The organism is Pantoea sp. X-Soil-TKNS-1280, from assembly GCF_059730475.1.
The window spans coordinates 293,564-312,765 of sequence record NZ_AP035963.1 but is presented as its reverse complement, the minus strand read 5'-3'; the positions used below and the strand labels follow the sequence as shown (position 1 = coordinate 312,765).

General features: G+C 52.5%; 13 protein-coding genes and 1 pseudogene. 7 read left to right on the top strand and 7 right to left on the bottom strand.

Going from position 1 to position 19,202, the window contains the following annotated elements:
• The first annotated feature begins 32 nt into the window (after positions 1 to 32).
• Genes AC6I8X_RS21405 through AC6I8X_RS21380 form a run of 6 tightly spaced genes read left to right on the top strand, consistent with a single transcriptional unit; the run spans position 33 to position 5,271 of the window.
• The gene (locus AC6I8X_RS21405) at positions 33 to 1,139 is read left to right on the top strand and encodes an ABC transporter substrate-binding protein (protein WP_497841396.1); all 1,107 of its coding nucleotides are present in this window, start codon (positions 33 to 35) and stop codon (positions 1,137 to 1,139) included.
• Between the two features lie 36 nt (positions 1,140 to 1,175).
• Positions 1,176 to 2,069 (top strand): branched-chain amino acid ABC transporter permease, encoded by an 894-nt coding sequence (locus AC6I8X_RS21400; protein WP_497841395.1) that lies wholly within the window; start codon positions 1,176 to 1,178, stop codon positions 2,067 to 2,069.
• Positions 2,062 to 2,934, top strand: a complete 873-nt coding sequence (locus tag AC6I8X_RS21395; protein ID WP_313688244.1) for a branched-chain amino acid ABC transporter permease — start codon at positions 2,062 to 2,064, stop codon at positions 2,932 to 2,934. Before AC6I8X_RS21400 ends, AC6I8X_RS21395 begins: the two co-directional genes overlap by 8 nt.
• Positions 2,931 to 3,710, top strand: a complete 780-nt coding sequence (locus AC6I8X_RS21390) for an ABC transporter ATP-binding protein (protein ID WP_497841394.1) — start codon at positions 2,931 to 2,933, stop codon at positions 3,708 to 3,710. Before AC6I8X_RS21395 ends, AC6I8X_RS21390 begins: the two co-directional genes overlap by 4 nt.
• Positions 3,707 to 4,426, top strand: a complete 720-nt coding sequence (locus AC6I8X_RS21385; protein WP_313688248.1) for an ABC transporter ATP-binding protein — start codon at positions 3,707 to 3,709, stop codon at positions 4,424 to 4,426. Before AC6I8X_RS21390 ends, AC6I8X_RS21385 begins: the two co-directional genes overlap by 4 nt.
• Positions 4,423 to 5,271 (top strand): VOC family protein, encoded by an 849-nt coding sequence (locus tag AC6I8X_RS21380; protein ID WP_497841393.1) that lies wholly within the window; start codon positions 4,423 to 4,425, stop codon positions 5,269 to 5,271. Before AC6I8X_RS21385 ends, AC6I8X_RS21380 begins: the two co-directional genes overlap by 4 nt.
• On the opposite strand, the gene AC6I8X_RS21375 is transcribed toward AC6I8X_RS21380, so the two are convergent.
• The 4 genes from AC6I8X_RS21375 to AC6I8X_RS21360 all read right to left on the bottom strand — a co-directional run bounded on the left by AC6I8X_RS21375 (position 5,268) and on the right by AC6I8X_RS21360 (position 11,908).
• Positions 5,268 to 6,875: a hypothetical protein gene (locus AC6I8X_RS21375; RefSeq protein WP_313688252.1), complete on the bottom strand. Its 1,608-nt coding sequence runs from the start codon at positions 6,873 to 6,875 to the stop codon at positions 5,268 to 5,270. The genes AC6I8X_RS21380 and AC6I8X_RS21375 overlap by 4 nt on opposite strands.
• Before the next feature lie 18 nt (positions 6,876 to 6,893).
• Entirely contained in the window at positions 6,894 to 8,393 is a 1,500-nt protein-coding gene (locus AC6I8X_RS21370) for a hypothetical protein (protein WP_497841392.1), read from the bottom strand.
• Positions 8,394 to 8,552: 159 nt separating this feature from the next.
• Positions 8,553 to 9,965: a flagellar filament capping protein FliD gene (gene fliD, locus AC6I8X_RS21365; RefSeq protein WP_497841391.1), complete on the bottom strand. Its 1,413-nt coding sequence runs from the start codon at positions 9,963 to 9,965 to the stop codon at positions 8,553 to 8,555.
• A 212-nt stretch (positions 9,966 to 10,177) separates the two neighbouring features.
• The gene (locus tag AC6I8X_RS21360) at positions 10,178 to 11,908 is read right to left on the bottom strand and encodes a penicillin-binding transpeptidase domain-containing protein (RefSeq protein ID WP_497841390.1); all 1,731 of its coding nucleotides are present in this window, start codon (positions 11,906 to 11,908) and stop codon (positions 10,178 to 10,180) included.
• A gap of 338 nt (positions 11,909 to 12,246) precedes the next feature.
• Here AC6I8X_RS21360 and AC6I8X_RS21355 point away from each other — a divergent pair, with 338 nt between their 5' ends.
• Positions 12,247 to 12,579, top strand: coding sequence for a hypothetical protein (locus tag AC6I8X_RS21355; protein WP_497841389.1), 333 nt, complete (start codon positions 12,247 to 12,249; stop codon positions 12,577 to 12,579).
• 30 nt (positions 12,580 to 12,609) lie between these two features.
• Here AC6I8X_RS21355 and AC6I8X_RS21350 read toward each other — a convergent pair whose 3' ends face one another.
• The 3 genes and pseudogenes from AC6I8X_RS21350 to AC6I8X_RS21340 all read right to left on the bottom strand — a co-directional run bounded on the left by AC6I8X_RS21350 (position 12,610) and on the right by AC6I8X_RS21340 (position 19,192).
• On the bottom strand, positions 12,610 to 13,062 hold the full coding sequence (locus AC6I8X_RS21350; protein ID WP_497841388.1) for an acyltransferase: 453 nt from the start codon (positions 13,060 to 13,062) through the stop codon (positions 12,610 to 12,612).
• Between the two features lie 246 nt (positions 13,063 to 13,308).
• Positions 13,309 to 13,476: pseudogene (locus AC6I8X_RS21345) on the bottom strand (helix-turn-helix domain-containing protein); the annotation flags it as partial.
• 256 nt (positions 13,477 to 13,732) lie between these two features.
• Positions 13,733 to 19,192, bottom strand: coding sequence for a hypothetical protein (locus AC6I8X_RS21340; protein WP_497841387.1), 5,460 nt, complete (start codon positions 19,190 to 19,192; stop codon positions 13,733 to 13,735).
• Positions 19,193 to 19,202 lie beyond the last annotated feature (10 nt).

The following is a 19,202-nucleotide window of genomic DNA, read 5'->3' as shown; positions in this document are numbered from 1 at the left end:
AGCCGGAAATTATTGAAAACTGGAGAAAGATCATGAAAAAGATGTTCCCCTTTTCGGCTGTCACGGGTGTTTTGTTGTCACTGGTTGCACATAACGCGCTAGCGGATATCACGCTGGGGGCGATTTTGCCGCTCACCGGGACCAGCGCCAGTATTGGTGAAGATCAGCGTCGTGGTATCGAACTGGCGGTGAATCAGATCAATGCTGCGGGTGGTGTAAACGGTGAAAAACTCCAGGTGATAGTGGAAGACTCAGCAGGCAGCCCAGTGACGGGCCTGAGCGCGGTGCGCAAGCTGACGCAGGTCAACAAAGTGCCGCTGGTCGTAGGGGATTTCTCCTCCAGTGTCACTATCCCGGTGGGGCAATACCTGGTGAAGAACCAGCTGCTGCATATCAATATTTCCGGCACCAGTGCCGATATCCGCAAAATCGGTAAAACCTCGTGGAGCGTGATTGGTCTTGATGATCTTTCCGCGCGTTTCTCAGCCGCAGATGTGCGCAAACTGGGTTACAGCAAAGTGGCATTTGTCGCGCCAGATGGGGCCTACGGCCAGGGTATGGCACAGCAATTCACCAAAGCGTTTGAAGCCGCTGGCGGCAAAGTTGTGGCAAAGGTGCTGTATACCAGTGGCCAGCCTTCTTACCGTCGTGAACTGGAGCAAATCTCCCGCGCTCAACCCCAGGCTTACGTTTATACCAGCTACGGTCAGGATGCCATCGTCCTGAATCGTGAGGCGTGGGAACTTGGCCTGCACAACACCCCGTGGTACGGCATGTATTTGACGATGGCGATTGCCGACTCTCCTGCACAGTACACCAATGGTCAGCTTGGTATGGAAGTGGGCGGAGCCAGCGGTAATCAGGCGGCAGAAGCCTATAACCAGCAATATCAGGCACAGTTTAAAGAGAAACCGCGTTCCGTCTACGGTAGCTACGCCTATGACAGCATCATGCTAGCCGCAGCTGCGATCAAGCAGGCACACAGCAGCGCACCGGCAGCCATGATCACTGCCATGCAAACCGTCGCACCCGGTTTTAGCGGCCTGACCGGCAAACTCGATCTGGATAGCGATAACCAACGCCAGAGCCAACCGTATCTCAACGTGAAAGCGCAGAACGGTGAACTGGTGGCGCGCTAACCCGTGCCTTTACGGTCTTGATTGCAGGAAAACGTTATGTTGCCGTTTATGCTCGATACGCTAATGCGCACTGCCGATTTATCGCTGGTGGCGCTGGGATTAAGCCTGGTTTATGGGCTGGTGCGTTTTGCCAATATCGCCCATATGCAATACGCCATGACCGGCGCGTTTCTTACCGCCGGTGGTTTGCAACTCGGTATGCCGCTGTTGCTGGCCATGTCGCTGGCCGCTGGTTTGTGCGGCCTGTTGTCGGTGCTGCTGCATCACTGGGTGTTTCAGCCATTGCTGAAGAGTGGCACCGCCAACGCCATGATTGGATCGCTGGCGGTGTCGATGGTGATTATCGCGGTGATGTTAGGGGCCGAGGGATCGGCTCCTGTCAGCTTTAATCTGCCGATTGGCAGCATGTGGGAGTTTGCCGGTGTGCGTCTCTCCAGTGATCGGTTATTCAGCCTGGTGATGACGCTGTTGCTGATCCTCGCCTTTGCGCTGGTGTTGTTCTGTACCCCCCAGGGACGGGCGGTGCGCGCGCTGGCCAGCAATCGTGAGCTGGCGGCGGCATCGGGACTGAATGCCAACGCCATTGTGCATGTGGTTAATCTGGTGGCCGGGATGCTCGCCAGCCTCGGGGGTTCGATGATGGCGATGCAGGGCAGTGCTTACATCAACCAGGGTAATGACCTGATGCTGCCGGTGCTGGCGGCCGCCATTCTCGGTGGACTGGGTAACCCGCTCGGGGCGGTGTTTGGTGCGTTGCTGATCGCCATCACGGAAACCTTCATCACTAATGTCGATTTCGGCAGTCTGATTGACGGGCAAATGGCCTTTGTGCCGGTGACCTGGGTCAATGCCTGCTCGTTTGTCATGCTGCTGCTGGCGTTATGGCTGCGTCCTTTTGGCTTGTTTAACCGCGAGGTGCGACGTGTCTGATTTTCTCCTCAACATCTTCTGTCTGGCGGGTATCTACGCCGTTGTCGCGCTGGCGCTCAATCTCCAGGCAGGCTACGCCGGACTCCTCAACTTCGGCCATATCGCTTTCGTCGGTATCGGTGCCTACGCGATGGCATTGAGCAGCCAGTTCGGCTGGTCATTGTGGTTTGCCTTACCGGCAGGTATCGCTGTTGCCATGTTAGTCAGCCTGCTGATGGCAACGCTGGGTCGTCAGCTGGCAGCGGATTACTGGGGCATCGCAACGCTGGCGCTGGCGGAGATCATCCGCATTGTCATTACCAATGAGGATCAGATAACCGGCGGCGCACAGGGGATTGGCGCCATCAGCGCTCCCTGGAATGGCGGGCCATGGGTGTTTGCGGTGGTGATCCTGCTGGCAGTGATACTGAGTACCCTCGTTTCTGTCCGTTTTGCCGCCAGTCGCTTTGGTCGCGCGCTGCGCCTGATGCGCGAACAACCGCAACTGGCAATGTGCATGGGTTACTCGCTGCCATGGCTGAAATGCCGTGCGCTGATGAGCAGCGCGGTGATGGGTAGCCTGGCAGGGATGTTGCTGGCATGGTACACCAACTACGCCAGTCCGGATTATCTGTTGTCATCGGAAACTTTTCTGATCTGGAGCATGGTGATGATTGGGGGGCTGGGCAACGTGCGGGGCGTGCTGCTTGGTGTACTGGTGGTCGAGACCTTATACAACCTGATTCCGTTCGCCAAAGATTACTTACACTTCAGCGCTGATCTGACCGGCGCATTGCGCCTCGGTCTGGTCGGATTCACCTTGCTGCTCTGCCTGCTGCTGCGTCCGGCGGGGCTGCTGCCGGAAAAATTGAGGGTTTTATCATGACACCCATTTTACAGGTCACTGACCTGAGTAAAGCCTTTGGTGGTAACAAGGTGTTGACCTCCGTCAGTTTCACGCTGGGGAAGGGGGAAATCCTCGGACTGTTGGGACCGAATGGCTCAGGCAAAAGTACGCTGCTGAACACCATCTCTGGGTTTACGCCTGCGGACAGCGGCAGCATCCGTTTTGCAGAGCACACCATTGACCGCCTGCCCACGCATCGCATTATTGCTGCCGGTATCGCCCGTACTTTTCAATTACCGGTGATGCCGGAAAAAATGACGGTGCTGGAAGTGGTAATGGCTGCCGGAACGCGCGCCCATGGCTTGTGGAGTGGTCTGCTGGCCTTGCGGCAGGCACGGAAAATCGAACGGCAGGATAAAGAGAAAGCATTGCATCTGCTGGAAGTCATGTTGCTCAGCAAGGTGAAAGATTTGCCTGCCGCGGCGTTATCGGGCGGACAGAAGAAATTGCTGGGTATTGCCTGCGCGCTGATGGGCAATCCGCAGGTGCTGATGCTCGATGAACCGATGGCGGGGGTGCATCCGCATCTGCGCCAGCAACTGGTAGAGACGCTGCTGACGCTCGCGGCACAGGGGATTGCGTTGCTGGTGATTGAGCATGATATGCATTTTATCGCCAGCCTGTGCCAGCGCTGCATTGTGCTGGATCGCGGACAGATCGTCGCCAGCTGCCGTCCGGATGAACTGGCTAACAATCAACAGGTGCTGGAGGCCTATCTCGGCCACGGCACAGCTGCATTAAAGGAAGCAGTATGATCACGCTGAATGAAGTGGTGGCAGGATACACTCCAGGCATCGATATCCTGCACGGTATTTCGCTTGAGGTTAACGACTGTGAAATTGTTACGCTGCTGGGTCCCAACGGGTGCGGTAAATCGACGCTGTTAAAAACCATTGCTGGCTTTCTGGCTCCGCGTCAGGGAAGTGTCAGCATCAATGGCCGGGAAACCGGCGGCATTCCGGCACATCGCAAAGTGCGCGATTGTGCGTTGGGGTTTGTTCCGCAGTTAAATAACGTATTTAACAACCTGACCATTGCGGAAAACCTGCAAACCGGCGGGCAGTTTCTCGCCCCGGAACAGCGACGTCAGCGTATGGCCAGCCTGGCGGAAACCTATCCGGTGCTGAAGGCCAAATGGCGTATGGCAGCCTCAGCGCTCTCGGGGGGAGAACGACAAATTCTGGCGCTGGCGCGGGCGTTAATGCCTGCACCGCAGGTGCTGTTGTTAGATGAACCTTCTGCTGGGCTGTCGCCGAAGATGCTGAGTGATGTGTTCAGCGCGATTCAGACTATCCGTCATCAGGAAAAAGTGACGGTGTTGATGGTGGAGCAAAATGCGATGGAAGCGTTACATATCTCGGATCGCGCCTATGTGCTGGCGCTGGGCAAGGTCGCCATGAGTGGCACCGCAGACAAATTACTTAACGATCCGCAGATGCGTGAACTCTACTTTGGAGGGCGGGCGGCATGACATCCTCCCTCAAACCGCGTTTTGATCACGCGGTGATTAACGTGAATGACCAACTCGACCAGGCCTGTGATCGTTTCACCCGGATGGGGTTTCAATTGCTGGCGCGTGGTCATCACAGCATGGGGTCCAGTAATCATCTGGCGATTTTTGGCGAAAATTATCTGGAACTGCTGGGTTACGAACCGACGCGTGCCACCGGCAGCCGGGGATTGTGGCAGGTGACGATTGGTCTGGCGGGACTGGTGTGGAAAACTGCCGATGCCCGCCAGGCGTGGCAAGTGCTGAAAGCGCTGCATCTGGAGGGTGAACCACCCACGATGTTCTCACGCGAGGTGACTTTGCCTGATGGCGAACAGTGTGACGCCCGGTTCTGTATTACCCGGCTGCGTGCCAGTGCGGTTGCCGGAGGATTTAGTTTTTTCTGCCAGCACCTGACGCCACAGGCAGTGTGGCAACCGGAGTGGCAGCAACATCCCAATGGGGTGCAGGACATTACCGAGTTCGTGCTGGCCGCAGATAATCCCGGTGCTGGAATTGCGCTGTATGCCCGGTTATTTGCCAGCGAGCCGGTGCTGGATAGCAGCGGCGCGGGCTATGCGTTGCAGGGGGGGCGGACGCGCATCCGGGTGATCACCCCGCAACAGGTTAACAGGGAGTTTGGCATAGTGGTTACTGCACCTGAAGCCCGGATGGTGGCGTTGGTATTTGCGGTGCACTCCTTATTGGTACTGCAATCCTGTCTTGATCAGGGGGAAATACCTTTTGTCATGCGTGACGGTGCCGTGCTGGTCAGCGCTGAGGCATCAGGGTATTTGCCGCTGGTGTTTCGGGAAACGATGGATTAGTTCAGTTCCTGGTCCAGTGACCATTTCAGTTCCGCTTCCGGATCCAACAAAAAAGTCACATCGTTGTCATTGTCTGACACCATCGCCACGTCATACCACTGTTCCAGGGATGGAACCAGTGTTGTGGCGCTCATGGCGGTATAGGTCTGATTCAGAACGCGTGAATCCGGTATCCTATACTTCCCCTGAGCCTCGGTAAGCGCTCTGGCCACTTCAGCAAAACTCGTAGGGTAAAACTTCGATTCCCACAATAAACGCAGTGCTTTGGCGGCGGTGATCTGAGACAACGCTTCACACTGACTCAACATTCTCACCATTTGCTCATAGAGGGAGCCGAAGGCGGGGGTCGAATGATGGATGATACGAAATCTTGCGGCCTCCTCCCGCGAGACATGGGTTCTGACTGCCTCGTAAATCTGCCCCAGTTCAGTTCGATCAATGGGCACACAGGCGAGTTCCATCGCGTCATGCAACTGCGGCAGGGGAATATTTTCATGCTTCAGACAGAGCAACAACAACATCAGCTGATTGATATTGCAGATATTCTTCCCCCGATTGATGGCATCCCAGCGAGATTTAACCTGTGAGATATACTGGTCCTGCGCGATGCCGCGCAGTTTCATCACGTTTCTCACGGTTGCCATACTGGTCTCCGCCCCGCCATTGTAGAGCAGCAACCAGAATTGTGGCTCATCCATACCCGGTCGATCCTCTTGGCTCAACAGGCTTATTAGCCACTCCTGCTTGGTTTCTTTATGTTTTCTGCGTCGGCAACTATCAAACCATCTTTGCTGACGTTCGGCGATTCTCGTGCGGAAGGCGGTCTGCGCCAGCTTGATCATGTCATCGCTCATGCGCAGACCGGCGTTATCCAGCGCCGATTTTAGCTCTGCCCAGTGGCAGTCTTCATAACCGGGGAGTTGTAGTAAAGCGATCAATATATCCAGCGGCTTACCTGCCCGGTAGGCTATTTTGAGATTCTCTTTGACCCACTTTCCCATTCTTTCTGACAGGTTCACTTTAAACGGTTTCATCAGAGGACAGAGCTTAGGTAACGGGACATTCAGGCTATCTTTCATCCCCAGCAGGCCACGCCGCATCCTGGCGGGATTAAGATTGAGATAACTCAATTCGTCCAGTAGTTGCTTTAACCGCTCACATTTTCCTGCCTGATTGCGTTCTCTGGTAATTCTGTTCCAGGTCGTCTCAATTAACTGCTGGGTAGCAGCGTCCAGTTTCACTCGCGCCACTGCCAAAGCGGGGGGCAGAGTGGTTTTGTTGACCAGCACGCCATTGTTATTCAGGATGATCAGCAGCTCTGATGTTTGTGTTTCCTGCAGGAACTCGTCGCTCAACAGAAACAGCAATTTTTCTAAGGCGGTGACGACATCGTTTTCATTGATAAACCTTTCCCAGTGTTGGGCAATCAGCGCTGGCAGCTCAACCAGCCCTGCAGTGGGGATGTTTTTCACTGATGGCCCGGAGAGTTGCGCCGGGCTTTGACGCACCGTGGCGATCGCGAAGGGTGGGGTGAGCGGGTCCAGAGCCCCGCCAGCCGCCGCTGAGCCTGATACGGCGGAAAAAGATGTTGATGGGCTGAACATAATGATTTCTCTCCAGGGTTAGGGGTCCAGTTCCTGGTCCAGCTGCCATTTCCACTCCTGTTCCTGAAGGGGGAAAAGTTCGTCTTGCTCAGACAACTGGAATCGGACGGGCGAGGCTGGCATAGCAACAGCAGGAGGGGGAGATTCAGGTTCGAGATCGATCAGTTCCGGCAACAGATCATCCGGGATGATGATGTCATCACGTTGTTGTTTGATGGTGCCAAGCACATTACCGATGGTTGCCGGACAGACGTATTCGTCAATTTCCCATAACAAACGCACCACTTTGCTGGGGGTGAGGTTAGCCAGGTCCGGATATTGTTTGAGTAAGTCCATCATCTGCATAAACTGCGGTAGCTCTCGGTTGATGCGCGGCCAGGTTGACTTTATCCACGCCATATCGGCCTGGGTAAACTTCGCCCGAACCGCTGCGGCGGCATGTCCCATTGCGGTGGTATTGACATCAACATCCCCTTCCGTCAATGCAACCAGCACTTCAATCGGTTGCAGGTTGGTTTGATTTTCGAGCAGTAATAACAACCTCATTAGCTGCGGCACAATACTGTTGGCGTAGCGATGGTCGAGGGAATTCCAGGTATCGATAACCCGCTTAATCTGTGCCTGTTCGATGTTAACCGTTGCCGCACTGAGCATATTACGTACTGTCGTCAATCCTATGCGCTGTTCAGCTTTATAAAGTAGTAACCATAATTCAGGTGCCTTGAGTGGGGGTCTTCCCGGCTGGCTGAGCAGGCTTGCGAGACGTTCTTTTTTATTGATGCCGGAGACGTGCTTCCAGCTGGCATCAAACCATTTTTGCTGTGCGTCAGTGAGATTCGTCCGGTGAGCCGTCTGCGCCAGCTTAACCAGATCGCGGCTCACCTCCATCCCTGCCAGTTGCACAGCGCGCGTCAACGATTCAAGGCTACAGTCCTGATACCCCGGCCTTTTCTGTAACGCGATCAGTTGCTCCAGTGCAGCGCCTTGGCTGGCGACAGCTTTCAGATTGGTGCTGATCCAGTCCTTCCGCCATTTTTCATATTCCTCCATGCTGGTGTAATTATTGGGGTAAGCCGCGAGCGGGGGAAATGACAGAAATTGATCATCGGCGGAAACTACCGCTTTAACTGTCGCCAGCGCGTCACTTGCCGCCGTAGCGCTGACCTTTATTCCATTAAGCAGCAACACTTCTCTAAATTGATACGCCATCAAATCACCAATTTCATGCCGTTCGAACTGAAACAATAACTGTTCCAGCCGACTCTGCATGCTCCCCGCTTGCGGGATGTTGTCCCACCAGGATGTGAAATCCCCCATCAGTGCCATCAGGCAGGCATTTTCGATTTCCTGATTCAGGATTCTTAGCGCAGTTTTATGCTGGGAGGGAATATTACTTTCAGGTTGGTCAGAGGCGTGGTTAATCCGTTGCAGATTGTTCGTCAATTTACGCCTTTTGCCCGTGGCGGGCAGGGCGGAAGCTGTTACTGAACGAACGGATAGGGTCGGATTGATATCCATAGGAACTCCGTTTCACGATGGGTATTCATTGGCGTTAATTATATGTTGGTTGAAGAAAAAATGGATCCAAATTTAGTGGTACACAATGCACCTTTTGGGGTTGAAACGAATCTCGCAAGCTGGGAATAAAGTGACCCGGTATCTCCGGGTCACTGGGAGTTATTTATTGTTGCTATTGGTCATATTTTCGAACTGTGTGGTCAGATAACTACTCGTGCTGTTGAGTGAGCTGAGCATTGTGTCCAGATGAGTAAATTGGGTTTTATAGCGGGCAATAGTATTATCTATTTTCTGACTGGCTTTATTATAGTGATCGGTCAACGAATTAAGTTTTTTACTGATACTATCCGTTGCCCCCTGGAGCACCCCTTTGCTGCTCAGTATTGAAGTCATGCTGGTGGCCAGCACCGTCGCTACCCCGGTAGTTTTCCCATCTCCGGCAAAAATATCCCGGACAGCCTCCGGGGTAACGGAGAGTGCGCTACTGAGCTTGTCCTCATCCAGTTTGAGTTTACCGCTCACGGGATCGGAAGTGATGCCCGCCTGGGTCATGGTTTTGAACGTGGTGGAGCCGGAACTATTAGCCAGAATACTTTTTAATTGCGTCTGGATAATGCGCAGCGTTCCATCTCCAAGCAAAGCACCATTTTTACTGTCCTGATCCTGACCCGCATCTACCGGTGTGTATTTGGTCAGATTTCCTATTGTGTCCTGTAGCGAATTATACGATGTGACCCAATCAGAAATTGCGGTTTTTGCTTTGGCACTGTCACTGCTAACCGTGAGGACCTGGTTGCCAGTGGTCACATCGTTTAATTTAAGCGTGACACCTTCAACCGCATCCGTAATGACATTACTGCTATTTTCAATGCTGACGTTATTAATGCTGAACAGCGCATTTTTCGCAGCGACATTTTGTGTCATCCCGTTAGTATTGGCGGCGGCATCGTAACCAATAAAGCCATGTAACGTATCATCACCCGTGACCGCAATGGATTTCACCGCATGTCCGGTGCCGGTTTCAGTTGATGTTAACGACAGACGATACTCTTTATCAGAGACACGAATCAGGCTGGCAGTGATACCCGCATTGGCCTTATTGATGGTATCGCGTAGTGCTGAAAGCGAGGTTTGGTCTTTGCTGAGGGTAATGTTGTGCTCTTTGCCATCCTCCATGGAAATTTTTAGCGTCCGGCTATCCGCATCACTGCCAGCTGGCAATTTGGTGTCATTCTTTGCCGCGCTGGTGAGGGTCTGTGCCTGCGCGAGTTGCGTAATGCTGACGGTATATTTTCCCGGAATCGCTTTGCCGTCAGAATCGGCGTTAAACGCTGTGGAGCTGCTGACTGTGTTGGTCTGGGTATAAAGCCCGGCTTCCTGCAACTTACTGTTAGCTGTCTGAAAATTCTGGATTGCTGTTTTCAGCGATCCATAGGCAGAAAGCCTGGCAGTTGCTGCTGATTGCTGCTTTGAAATAGGGGTTAAAACCTGTTTCTCCGCAGTGGTTAGCTTGGTGAGAATCTCATCAAGTTTTAACCCTGAGCCTATACCTAACGTAGAAATCCCTACCATTTTCTCCTCCTGTTAATATTTAATTACATTTGCTGTCTCAAAAATTACAACAAGGTGGGATCTTATGATCGATAAGCTTACGCAATCTTTACGTTATGGCGTGTTTTTCAGGGCATTTGTACTGATGGATTGGTTGGGAGGTCAAAAAATAAGCAGCAGGGAAAGGGCGGCTGTAAAAAGCCGCACACCTTGCCTGGTTTGATTGACTAACTTCAGGAAGAAGTTGAGGGAGATTTCAGGTTAATTGCGTCTGGCGGCACGTTCATATGTTTAAGCACCGGCCCCATGATCTTGCCGAAAATAGGGGCCGCGACAGAACCACCAAAATGATCGCCTGCTGTGGGGTGGTTAACCATCACGACCAGAGCCACATCCGGATGACTGGCAGGCGCAACACCCGCTGTATAGTTGATATAACCGCCATCATATTTACCGTCGGTACCCATTTTTTCCGCCGTACCGGTTTTCGTTGCCAGACGGTAGCCAGGTACTGCCGCGCGTAATCCCGATCCACCCGGTAAAACGTCACTCTCCATCATATGAACGACGATTTGGGCTGTGGCCTGATTAGCGACCCGAACACCCATCACCGGCGGTGTCACTTTGGTAATTGAAAGCGGTCGATAAATGCCGAAGGAACCCAGCGTTGCATACTCACGCGCAATCTGCAGTGGCGTGACCCGCAGGCCATAACCAAAAGAGAATGTTGCACGCTCGATATCCGCCCAACGCTGGCGATGCAACGGGAAGTAACCCACACTTTCACCCGTCAAACCTAACCCCGTCGGTTTACCCAGACCAAACGCCTGATAGGTATCGACAATCGCCTGAGCAGGCATCGCCAGCGCAATATGGGAAGCCCCGGTGTCACTCGATTTCTGCAGAATTCCTGTTATCGTCAGGCGCGGCCAGTGCCCCACATCACGTATGACATGTCCGTTAACCACATAGGGGGAAGTATCGATAACCGAATCCGGATTAATTAAATGGCGTTCCAGCCCTTCAAGAACGACCAATGGTTTGACCGTTGAGCCCGGTTCATAACTATCGTTGATGGCGGTGTTACGCATATCAGCAGGGGAGGCGCTCTCATAATTATTCGGGTTAAATGAGGGATAAGAGGCCATTGCCAGAATTTCACCGGTGTCAATTTTTACCAACACCGCTGCACCCGAATCGGCTTTATTCAATAACACGCCATCACGTAACGCGCTGTAGAGAGTATATTGATCGAATTTATCGATGCTGAGTTGCACCGTTGGCGGTGACTGTGGAGGTTCGTAATCAATCATTGAAATGATATGACCATCACCATCCTGGCGATATTCCTCTTTACCAGGTTTTCCCTCAAGTACGGCGTTATAGCCTTTTTCCAGCCCATTCAGACCGGTATTGTCGGCCCCGACGATACCTAAAAGCGGCGCGGCGGCTTCACTCATGGGGTAAAAGCGGCTGTCATCGTCCACAGAGCTAATACCTTTAAGGTGCAGCTCTGTAATATCTTTGGCAATGCCCAGTTCGATTTTACGTCCGAGGTAGAGGAAACGTTTGTCTGGATTATCGGTAATTTCCGCACGTAATACTTCAGGACTCAGATTAAGTGCAGTTGTCAGATAGCTCCACTTGGCACTGGTGAAATCGGGGTTAGCTTGCAGTACGCGTTTGGGATCGGCAATGATGTCACGCGATGGCACACTGAGGGCCAGCGCCTCACCATCCCGGTCAACCAGCGTGCCTCGATTGGTGGGCAGAGTTACGGTTCGTAGCGAACGCTGATCGGCTTCATGTTCCAGCATCGGATGATTCAGCAACTGTAGATCAGCAATACGAGTCAGCAGCAGTCCCAGACAACCGAGTACGCCCACACATATTAAGTTGTATCGGTAACGATTAAATGAGGATCGGGACGAATCCGTTCCCTGGTGTTTTTTTTGGGGGGGCATATTATTCCGCTATGATCATCTAAATTCCCCAATCACTTATAAATAAATAATTTACCTGACGACAGACAAACTATGTGTCAGTTCGTTAAGAATCTTAATCAGAAGATGTACCTATAACATCTATGTAGCATAGGGCGCATTAACTGAGCAGATTGATGGTAAAACGTGCGGAACCGACCAGGAGAACATCTGCATCTCCGCCGTGGCCAATTTTTGTTGACCACTCCCGTATTTTGATGCTATCAGTCAGTGGGTATTAGGTGTGTTTACCGATAAAAAAGAATTGCCTTCTGCTGAGGCTATGCAAAAATGGTGCAGTGGGAACATGCATAATCTTCATGCAGCTGGCTGGAAACCATTCGTATAGGTTTGAAAGCTGGCGTATTGCCGGATCCATCGAAAGATTTACACGCTACTGGAATTTAATTTCCAGCGTAGCAAGACCTGCCTATTTTTCAATTGCGCCGGAAAAAACCGAACCCGGAAAAATGGACGACATATTTGATTTTCGGTCTGCCAGAATAAAAATTCTGGCTGGACTGAAAAATGAATCACTGATATATCTCATGAATAAAGGTGACATCAGTGAGGTTGAATACCGGGCGGCGTTGGCAACTGAAGATAAGGATATTATTGAAGCCAGTTTACCATACTCGCAGGTGTATCTCTGACTAAACATGGGCCTGCGGGCCCATATCCGCTCAAAGCTCACGTATGAGCCTTGCCGGATTCCCCGCATAAATACCTTTCTTTGTGACGGGTTTAACCACCACACTCCCCGCTCCGATTACAGTGCCACTGCAAATCAAAGGGGACAGGATCGTTGCACCACTCCCTATTGTAACAAAATCACCCAGAGTGATAGCAATCCAGCTTTCTGCAGAAGGGTCAGGTCTGCCAGAATGGAAAAGGTCATTGGCAAAAGTAACGTTGTGGCCAATAAAACAGTGACTTCCTATCGTTACGTTCTCACAAATAAACGAGTGCGATTGTACACGGGATCCATAACCAATAATGCATCCTTTTTGAATTTCAACAAACGGTCCGATAAATACATCATCCTGAAGTTCGCATTCATAAATATTGACAGGCTTTACGACGGTCACATTCTTTCCTGATATGACGTCACGTATATCGCATTCAATCAATCGCATAAGATAGAATCCAAAGTCTGGAGCTAGCGCCTGGGCCAGCATAATTTTCAAAAAGAGGGAAGGGAACCATAATTCCTCCGAATTGATGACTCTAAAATATTTCCCGGTTCGTTAAACGAGGCGCAACGTCTGTTGTGTTCCATTGTTCAATGTCTCATCCCAGTTTTTTACAACCCACGCGTCCTTTTGCTGAGCTGGTGTTCCCACAGATGCCGGTGATGTTGAGTTCGTTCATTGCGCGTCCGAACCGAGCGGGCCGTCTTCGCGGTAACGCTGAAGCAGGCGGCGGCAGTGTCTGTCGGAGATCCCGAGACGTTCAGCGGCGAGATGGGTGGTGAGCCGCCGGTCGATAACGTCCTGAATGATCCTGAGTCGGTTAACTAACTTCTTCCATTGAGAAAAACTCCATTCCATATGCTGCCATCAGTCTCATCCTAAGTTCAGTTAGCATCCGGATGAGACTATAAAGCGGACCAGTCTATTTAGACCGAGGCGGACTTCTCAATTTAGCCACTACACATTAGATGCGCACAATCATGATTATGTTAAATAAAATATCCGCACATGCGCCTGACCGCACTTCTCTCGTAGCTACCGTCTTGAACGTCAAGCGGTAGCTACGTAGTTTACTGAACCATCACGCCATCCAGTTCAGCCTGCTTCAGGGCTCCTAATCGCGCTGCCATGTGGATGTTGAAGTTAACTTACCCTGACCATCAAAAAACACCATGTCGCCTTCAGCTGGTCTTTTGACACTGTCCCATTGCTTCAGGCATGCCAACAGGCAATTCCCCGATGTGACCAGTTCCAGCGTAACGCTACCCTCAGACGCTGTTACCCGACACTGTCCATGTTTCCTGCCGCAAAACAACTTGCTCTTTGCCGGTATTTTACCCTCAAGACGCCATCCCCAATCCGGGTCGATAAGCAGTGATAGCTTAAACTCAGGCTGTAAAAAGCGGACGCGAATCATATTCACTGCCCCGGTTTCTGGCTTAGGCACCTGCCATTCGCTTCCCGAGGACACAATGATGGGTCCCAGGTATTCCGGTGTCCAGCGCACCTGAGCCTCCGGGCTTTCCTTATACCCTTGCGCTGAAGGAAACATCATCCCGACTAACTGCGCCCAATTGTTGATTGCCGGGTAAGTATTGTCATTTGCTACCGCACGGTGGAAACGATAGATAAACCCAGTCAGATTTTGTGCATTTTTCAGGTCAATATCCTTACCCGGATCGCTAAAATTCTTAAACACAATGGGGGGATAAGGCTCGTTCTCCGTTATTGCCGCCCGCGTTGGGTAACAGACTGTTTTCAATGCCCCCAGAGCGTTGCTGTTTTGCGGAAGCGCGATATCATCGATGCGTTCAAACAAAAAAAGCAGATGAAAGCTATTCTGCTCCGCCTCCTCACGCTCATCGACACAGTTGGCAAAGTCAGAGACATTAACCGGATTCAGCAGCAAATCCCGAGAGATATACTCCTGATTTTCCGTTGGATTTGTAACGGTACTGGTCCGCTTTAATCTGAGCTGGTCTTTCGAATCCCCCTTCAGCTTCTTATTCACCAGACAGTAATGTTCATTGGCGAATGCCAGATTGCGGTACGGCATAGCGATAAAGGTCAGCCAGCGAGGTTCCGTGTAGTCACTGAGCAGCACCCGGCGCAATACAGGCACCAACGCAGGCTGATGACTCAGATCCAGTTTGACCTCGATAGGGGCGTTGAGCCGGCATTGATCGAGTGGCAGATACACCGCCGATTCATAGGCGGTCATGGTCTGTTGCTGCGTCCAGTTCCCATCAGATAAACACTGGAACACCACCTGCAGACCCCACAGGTTATCGGCCGTAGACTTCCATTGCCCTTTATGCCAGCTGCCTATCAGTCTTCGGCTCTCACCTGATGACGCTAACTGAAGACTGCCCCCTGCTACACTCAACGTTTGCACCTGACAATTGGCCGGAATATCCAGGCACCAGTCGTGAGGTACCCACTCATTCCCCTCCTGTCGCCGGTGAAGTGTCCAGCGATATGCTTGTTCAGACGTCGATGAGTCGGCAAGGTTTTCGCTTTCCGTCCACAGTTCGGATGGATCAAACATGCGCCGCAGACGCACCTGCGCCATTATCCAGTAGCGATGCACGTCCGTTCCGGTTGGTCTGACAATCACGGCTGTCTGTGCCACTCTCGGGTTGCGATCCAGATCGTAAGTCAGTCCAAAGGGTGCACCCGCCTCAATGCCCCAGTCGAGCTTGCGCCAGGGATTTGTCGCAGCATCAGCGGCGCGGTTGGTGTGCAGTTGGCTGGTTGCAGGATACGGTAATGTGGCCTCTGCGCCCGCCTTAGCCTGTGTACTTCCGGCATGGAACGTGGGATTTCCCCCGATTTCATAGACCTTACTGACACGAGTTTCAACAAGTTCCACCTGCAACGTCTCGCTAACGCCGCCAAACTGTTCGCCTGGGTCGGTGCGGTACAACACATCGTCAAGGATCAGGGCACTGCCGTTTGCCGTTGTCATTAGTCGGCTGTTATCAGCCTTAAAGGTGCGTGTCAGCGGGTAATCATATTTCACGGTCGGGGGCGGTAATCTCAGTGAAGGGTCACCCCATCTGACCCGCGCTGCCACCAGCCCGCCAATCCCTAGTACCTTATTGAGATGCTCCGATTTCAGCTTACGCCATGCCTCATAGCGCCAGACGGGTCGTAGCAAGCTGGCGGCGTATTTCGCACCATGTAGCGGGGGGATCGGGTAGCGTGATAACACCTCGACTTTATCGGCAGGCAGACGCATTTCACCCTGTGTGATCGGGGTATTATGAAAGCGATGTGGAATGCCATCACGTAACGATTCTGTCCCGAGGAAAGGCCCGGCCCAGTTGGCAAGCTTACCCTCTCCCATCGTTCCGTGAGCAAACGCCAGCGGATAACCGGTCCAATGCCACTCGTGCCGTTCAATATACAACCCGCTCAGATGCTCAACAGAGAGCCCCGGTTCTGTAGCGGCCGGCATACCTACATGGGTGCAGATATCATTGTCTATCCGGTTTATCTCTGTCAGTTGCGTCAGCCGAGTAAACAGGGAATCAATCGTTTCGCTGCTCATCTCAGAAGCGCATTCAAACCAGTGTTCGTACTGACTGTAATACTGGTAGCGATCCGTCGAGTCGTTGGGATTGATCCACTCGACAGGTGTACCCACCCAATCCATCCGATGCAGTGGCTTTGGCCAGCGGCCAGAGTAAGTGCTTATCGCCTTCACATCGACATCGGCTGGACAGTAGAAGGACACCGGGACCAGACTGGCAAACAACACCTTCGCAGCCCAACCAGGCAACAACACGATCGCCATTTTTCCCTGCTTATCGATGCTGACAGTCGGTGTTTCCCCAAGGATCACGGAAAAGCCAGCAGAGGAAATATAACCCTTATCGGCGTCCACCGGCGGATTAAGCTGATACCGTTTTTCAGTCAGCGCGTTTCCTGCGGCATCGTAAAACTGTACGGTCACCCCAAATGCCCTGACCATCGGATGACGTGGCGGAGATTGACCTGCCATTCTCTTCGTCAGCAGCGTCAGCAAGGTGCTCTGCAGCGTAAGAATTTGCTCTGTGCTTTTATTCTCCACCAGTAAATCGCAGTGTTTTGAGTTTCCCGTCGTCAGGGCGGCCCAGTCGGCCCGTAACCAGCGCTCAATCAGCCGCGGCGTGGCATCCGGCCCGTGGATGAGAAACTCAGCGTTTGTGGCCCCTCCTTTCCAGCGATCGCTATTATCTGGACGAATGAGCGCCACAGGTGACGGTGTAGCCAGTTTGTCGCGCTGGCGCTGGTAAACCCACGAGCGCGTCTGGTCAGAATAGCGGTAAAGCTCGCCTTTTCCGCCCTCTTTTGGGCAGCTAATCAGAGGAACGCCGGGCGCGACCCGTGACAAATAGCGAAACGTCTCCAGTGGAAAAAGTGACATACTATCTTTCAGATCAACCAGCTTCCGGTTATCAGTCTGGTCAGCAAAGTGGCTAGTTAGCACCTTTCCGGCATTGCTGATAGCCGTGGTGACCACGGCATACTCCAGACCATAAGCCAGTTGTGGTAGCTGAGTGAAAGCAGGCTCATGCCCGGCTGCTGATGGCCAGCAGAAATCGAGCGCGAGCTGGTCATCTGGCTCGTGAGGTTCATAACCTGGCGCATCAGCGGTTGTCTTATCCCCCAGCACTCCAGCACACAGCGGCTTGCCCTGATAGGTAAAACTCACCACTTGCCTGCCACGTTCGCGTATGGCCCCCACCGTCTCATGGAGCCGGGCAGCATTCTCATCCTTCGGGTAAAACGTCCACTTGCCGGTTTTGGGATCTTTAACCCGGCAGGCGACATCTGAAATCCAGCCGCATCCCAAAGCGTCAAAGATTGTTAGCGTCCCATGATCTGAATACCCTGCGGCCATCCCGACGGCGTAACCGCGAATGTGTTGATTCAACGCATCCGGAGTTTTGGTGTCCCCGGCAATCTCAATTTCAATCGATAAATCCTGATCTTCAGGTAGCGCGGGTTTGATCTCAGGCTTGATGCCATTAATTGTTTGTTGCAGCAACGAAACCAGCTCTGCTGCTGGCCCTGGGAGACGAGGCTCGCCGCTAAACGTCAGCAGTGCCTCAATCGCATACAGCCGCGCACTTTCGGTGGAATCGACCCCCTGAGTACGCAGTTGGGCTAACGCTTTTCGTTTCAGAGGCGTCTGCGTGCTATCGGTATCCTTGAGCACCGGATACATCAGCAGCATCCCTGCATACTGGGGAGTGAGTACAGCGGCGAACTCAAGCCACAGTTCGTGAAAATTGCACTTACGCAGTGTGGACGTCGAATCAGATTTTGGGATCGCGAAATAGCGCGTCGCCCGCAGGCTTAGCCAGGCGGAAAGCAACACCGGGAGGGTACTGGCATCGGCAATAAGATTTGCTACCGTAGCATAAAAAGCCCTAACACGCTGGGAGTCAATGGTATCGCCCCCTTCATTCGTCAGAAACACCACACAAAGCGGCCACAATATACGCGTCATTGCAATTAATTGATCACGCTGTGTTTCCGTAATACCGGGAAGTAAGCTGACCTCCTGAGTAAGGAAGGCCACGAGTTGCGCCAACGTTGCTCCTGACTGGGGCTGTGACAATGCCTTCCGATCGGCATTATCCAGTTGCGGGGTGAACAGTTCCCAAAAACTGGCGACATGCGGCTGTGCTGCTTCCCCGGATTTGGTCTGCCATTGTTCCAGTATTCCGCAGCCTAAAAGACGGGTGAACGCCTGATCGAAGGTTATCGTCGGGTAAGGTGGGGATGCCAACATGTCCAAATGCTTCGCAATCAATACCAGCGGGGAAATGAGCGGTGCCAGTGCAGCGATCTGCGCGGATAAGGTCGTGGCAGAACACGTCTCCAGCGTCGCTACAGGCGTGACTGTAAAGGCGACAGGGTTGTTGGTGTATACGGAAAAGTGAAACGGCTGATTTGCCTCGGTATCGTCACAAGAGAGGCGATAAGCGACATTAGCAACTGAGAGATCATCCGACCCAGGTGTCGATGATATCGGTGTGAAAAGCCAGGATTTTCCCTGAATAACGGCCTTAAACTCAGGGGCCAGCCAGAAAAAAGTTGACCGTATATCAGGGGCGATGGACAACTTCCGGGTCATACCAAGAATGTTGTCCGAAATTCCGGCAGGTAAATGCGTTAGCGGAGCAAACTCACTGGGCAGACAGGATGGGATCGGTTGCCCTGCCGGAAAATTATCATCCGGAATGACAGTTTTAAACGGCGACGCTAAACCTGAAATGCGCAGCTGAATCTGAGATTTCACCTGCTCCTGGATATTCAGGATATTTACCGGCGCAGAACTCATTGATTGGATAGCCAGCGGCGTAATGCTGGCGTGATTCCTGGAGATGCCGTACCAGGCAACAATATCCAGCTTCCAGGGCCAGATCAAATCGCCCAGCTGCTCCCAGAATGCTTCATTCGCGACAACATTCTCGCTGCCGGAAGGCATCACCCAGTTCACGGAAAGGTCATGGGCGCTGCCGTTACTATCTTCATCGTTACTGTGTAACCACCAACTGAATTGTGTCAGAGTTGACATGCAGTATCTC

What these genes read in the sequence shown, in the direction of transcription:
- AC6I8X_RS21375 (WP_313688252.1), bottom strand. Translation starts at nt 6,875, where the DNA reads ATGTTCAGCCCATCAACATCTTTTTCCGCCGTATCAGGCTCAGCGGCG.
- AC6I8X_RS21355 (WP_497841389.1), top strand. Translation starts at nt 12,247, where the DNA reads ATGCAGCTGGCTGGAAACCATTCGTATAGGTTTGAAAGCTGGCGTATT.
- AC6I8X_RS21380 (WP_497841393.1), top strand. Translation starts at nt 4,423, where the DNA reads ATGACATCCTCCCTCAAACCGCGTTTTGATCACGCGGTGATTAACGTG.
- AC6I8X_RS21390 (WP_497841394.1), top strand. Translation starts at nt 2,931, where the DNA reads ATGACACCCATTTTACAGGTCACTGACCTGAGTAAAGCCTTTGGTGGT.
- AC6I8X_RS21370 (WP_497841392.1), bottom strand. Translation starts at nt 8,393, where the DNA reads ATGGATATCAATCCGACCCTATCCGTTCGTTCAGTAACAGCTTCCGCC.
- AC6I8X_RS21350 (WP_497841388.1), bottom strand. Translation starts at nt 13,062, where the DNA reads ATGCGATTGATTGAATGCGATATACGTGACGTCATATCAGGAAAGAAT.
- AC6I8X_RS21405 (WP_497841396.1), top strand. Translation starts at nt 33, where the DNA reads ATGAAAAAGATGTTCCCCTTTTCGGCTGTCACGGGTGTTTTGTTGTCA.
- AC6I8X_RS21400 (WP_497841395.1), top strand. Translation starts at nt 1,176, where the DNA reads ATGTTGCCGTTTATGCTCGATACGCTAATGCGCACTGCCGATTTATCG.
- AC6I8X_RS21360 (WP_497841390.1), bottom strand. Translation starts at nt 11,908, where the DNA reads ATGCCCCCCCAAAAAAAACACCAGGGAACGGATTCGTCCCGATCCTCA.
- fliD (WP_497841391.1), bottom strand. Translation starts at nt 9,965, where the DNA reads ATGGTAGGGATTTCTACGTTAGGTATAGGCTCAGGGTTAAAACTTGAT.
- AC6I8X_RS21340 (WP_497841387.1), bottom strand. Translation starts at nt 19,192, where the DNA reads ATGTCAACTCTGACACAATTCAGTTGGTGGTTACACAGTAACGATGAA.
- AC6I8X_RS21385 (WP_313688248.1), top strand. Translation starts at nt 3,707, where the DNA reads ATGATCACGCTGAATGAAGTGGTGGCAGGATACACTCCAGGCATCGAT.